This window comes from Planococcus sp. CAU13 (assembly GCF_000775575.1).
Classification (GTDB): Bacteria; Bacillota; Bacilli; order Bacillales_A; family Planococcaceae; genus Planococcus.
Window position 1 is genome coordinate 1 of record NZ_JRGN01000262.1, and the last position, 1,472, is coordinate 1,472.

General features: G+C 35.7%; 2 protein-coding genes. Both read right to left on the bottom strand.

The genetic code is table 11. The features are described from left to right. Positions 1-71: 71 nt before the first annotated feature. A complete protein-coding gene (locus KW93_RS12560) occupies positions 72-422 on the bottom strand; it encodes a DUF5388 domain-containing protein (protein WP_052131613.1) in 351 nt (116 codons plus the stop codon). Then, the gene (locus KW93_RS12565) at positions 415-1,269 is read right to left on the bottom strand and encodes a ParA family protein (protein WP_033543374.1); all 855 of its coding nucleotides are present in this window, start codon (positions 1,267-1,269) and stop codon (positions 415-417) included. Before KW93_RS12565 ends, KW93_RS12560 begins: the two co-directional genes overlap by 8 nt. Positions 1,270-1,472: the final 203 nt, after the last annotated feature.

Genomic DNA, 1,472 nt, shown 5'->3' on the forward strand with positions numbered 1-1,472 from the left:
AATCTACTTGTAGACGATATTTTTAGATTTCTTTGAAAAAATAAAAAAGAGAGAAAATAAGATTTTCCCCCTTACCTGTTATTTAATTTACTTTTATAGAGATCAAGAATAATCTCCAATTGTTTCTTTTCATCCTTGGACAAAATATTTGTGACATATTCATCTATCAATACATCTGCTAACTGGTCAACGGTATCAGCAATACCCATCGTCACCAACGCATTGAGTTTGTTTTTCATTGCAACACTTACACGGACTGTTGTCGTTTTTTCTGCTACGATTGGTTTAGCTGGAGTGACTTTTTTCTCTGGGACTTCTTCTTTTGGATTTTTTGGAAGATCGTTCACCGAAAAAGTGGTTTTCGGTGTAACAGTTGGACTTCTTTCAATTTTTTTCGGTTTTTTCCTAAGTAAATCAGACATCTATATTCGCCTCCCGTGGAATAGGGAAATCCCCAGGATTTGTAACTGCTTTTAATCTTTCCAAAAATTCATTAGCTACGTCCGTGTAACTCGAAATCACATTACGATCATGCATATCGTCTTCGGTAATGCCGGTCATGTCAAATCGTTTTAATCGCTCCATATTCTTTACAATACCTTTAAACAGATTGTGCTCACCAAACATTTCTTTGGCATTTTCTAAAGTTAAGGTATCCACGGCTGCCTGATTTTTCAAGAGGACTGGCAATATTCCTAAAATATCTAAATCTGCATCATAGTCATCAATTAAGGTTTGAAGGTATTTTGTAAATGCTTCCGCTCCCTGCAAACTCCGTTCTTGGGTCTGCAAAACAACCACCACGTATTGAGAGGCGTATAATGCCGAGTCCGTAATGATCGAGAAAGTAGGGGGGACATCAATAAAAATAAAGTCAAACTCTTTTTTTAACGGTTCCATCAAGGAAGAAAAGAATTGAACTCGATCCACTTCTGAGGGGAACTTTTTCTCCAGAAATTTAGGATACAAAGCAAAATCGCTGAAGCTAGGAAGTAAATATAAATTTTCTTTAATTGGAGTAACAATCGTGCTCAAATCTTCACTTTGGATTGCAGACATCAGCGTCTTTTCAAAACTCGTGATCTCGTCCTCTAAATGTGTTTTTGTTCTTAAATAAAGGCTCGTTGCATTTGCTTGGGGATCCTGGTCACTTAATAACACTTTGTAACCCATATTAGCTAAACAATAAGCTATCATCGTACTGTTCGTAGTTTTTCCGGTACCGCCTTTAAAATTGCCGAATGTAACTACCGTGCAGGATTCACTCATTCTTTTCCCTCCTTATTTTAAAACTGGTAACTAATGTTATACCAACTTGTAGATTTGTAGACAAAAAAATAAAACTGATAATTTAAATCTAACATTGTTATCCCTTAGATACAATGCAACTTACGGGAAAATCATATATTTTATTAAATCGTCTACATGTAGACGAATCTACTTGTAGACTAGTCTACATAGACTTTAGGTTC